A 1,574-nucleotide genomic window follows, 5' to 3' on the forward strand; every position below is an offset into this window, starting at 1 on the left:
TAGGTGCGCCAGGGTGGTTCTGGGCTGGGGGTGTTGGCTGGGTGGGTGTGGGCGGGGCGCCAGGTTTGCGTTGGGTCCCAGAGGAGTGGGCCGCGTACCTGGGGTCGGCCGTTGATCATGCGGATGGTCCAGCCGTTGGTGTTGATGGTGTGGTGGTGGAACCAGCACAACAGTGTTCCGTTGTCGACGTTGGTCGGGCCGCCCTGCTCCCAGGGGAGTATGTGGTGTACTTCGGTCCAGCGGGCGGGGATGGTGCAGCCGGGAATGATGCAGCCTCCGTCGCGCGCGGCGATTGCGGCGCGTTGTTTGGCGGTGAAGCACCGCACCTTCTCGCCGAGGTAGAGGATGGCGCCGTGGTCGTCGATGATGACGCTTTGGGCGCCACCGGTGCAGATGGTTTCTTTCACTCTGCGCATCGAGGTGGGTGCGTCGAGGCCATCGATCCAGCCAATACCGCGGTCGTTGTCGAGGTCGTTGGCGTTGATGTGGATCATGACGGTGGGGGCGGCGCCGCCCATGGTGGGGGTTTTCGGGTCGCGGGCGGCCGCTTCGAACACAGTGCGGAGGATGTCGGCGCGTTTCTCACCCGCGGTGCGGTGGTCGCCGTCGAAGCGGGTATCGCCGGTGAACGGGTCGGCGCTGAAGCGCTCACCGTCGACGCCGGCGTCTGCGTTCGGGTCGTCGATGTGCAGGCCGCTCAACGCGGTGACGGCGCTGTCAGCCGGATCGGTGGGTTCAAACCGCGGCGTACGCGACCGAGCCGATAGATGAGTATCGAAGAGGGTGTCCATGATGCCGCGCAGCTCGGGGGTGACGTCGGCGCGCAGCGGATAGAGGCCGTTGCGCAGCAGCCCGAATGTGAGGGTGCTTTTTGCTTCGACGGCGTCGTCGCCCGGGGCGGTGCCGTCGGGGTCGAGCCGTCCCTGCCACTCCAAAGCTTGCGCCCGCAGCAGATCCGGTGCGAAGCGGATGCCCGCGCCCGGCAGCCCGGCGGTCTCCGGCGTGATCGCCCCGGTCGCCGACGCCACGAGGGCACGTTCGACGTGGTCGAGGTCGTCTTGTAGTACCTTCCCGTGCAGGGCGGTGAGGGTGCTCGCGATGATCTCGGCCGCCTCGATGCCGAGTTCGCCGCTACCCAGCGCGTCGGCGATGACCGGGTACCGGGCAGGGACCGGCAGGCCCAGCGGCGTGCGTTCCACCGCTGTCTCGCCAAGTTTCAGGCGCCGCTTGGCCTCACGGCCAGAGATACCGGCAAGCTGGGTGATGAAATCTACCTTGCTGCGGCATCCGTTTCGGTAGGCCAACGACCCATTGCCGAGGTCGGTTTCGGCCCGCGCACCCATGTCGGCGGTCGACCGTAGCCGGGCTCCATCAACCTTGCGGCCCAGCCCTTCGAGCGCCGCAAGCACCGCAACCGCTTCGGAGTCATCCAGCTGACCAAACCGCACCCCGTCTAACGCCCCTGCCAGAATCGCACCGGCCTGAGCAATCGCCGCCACCCGAGAGGCGGGCTCCGGGATTGAACCGGCTGCTGCGGGCGGGGCGGTGAGGGTCATGGCGACGGCGCCTCCTTC

General features: G+C 67.9%; 1 protein-coding gene. It reads right to left on the reverse strand.

Annotated elements, in window-relative coordinates; translation table 11 throughout:
• The coding region (locus tag CXY71_RS00120) for an HNH endonuclease signature motif containing protein (RefSeq protein ID WP_104133722.1) at window positions 1–1,556 on the reverse strand (1,556 nt) is incomplete at its 3' end.
• Window positions 1,557–1,574 lie beyond the last annotated feature (18 nt).

The organism is Cryobacterium sp. Y62 (assembly GCF_002929785.1).
Taxonomy (GTDB): Bacteria; Actinomycetota; Actinomycetes; order Actinomycetales; family Microbacteriaceae; genus Cryobacterium.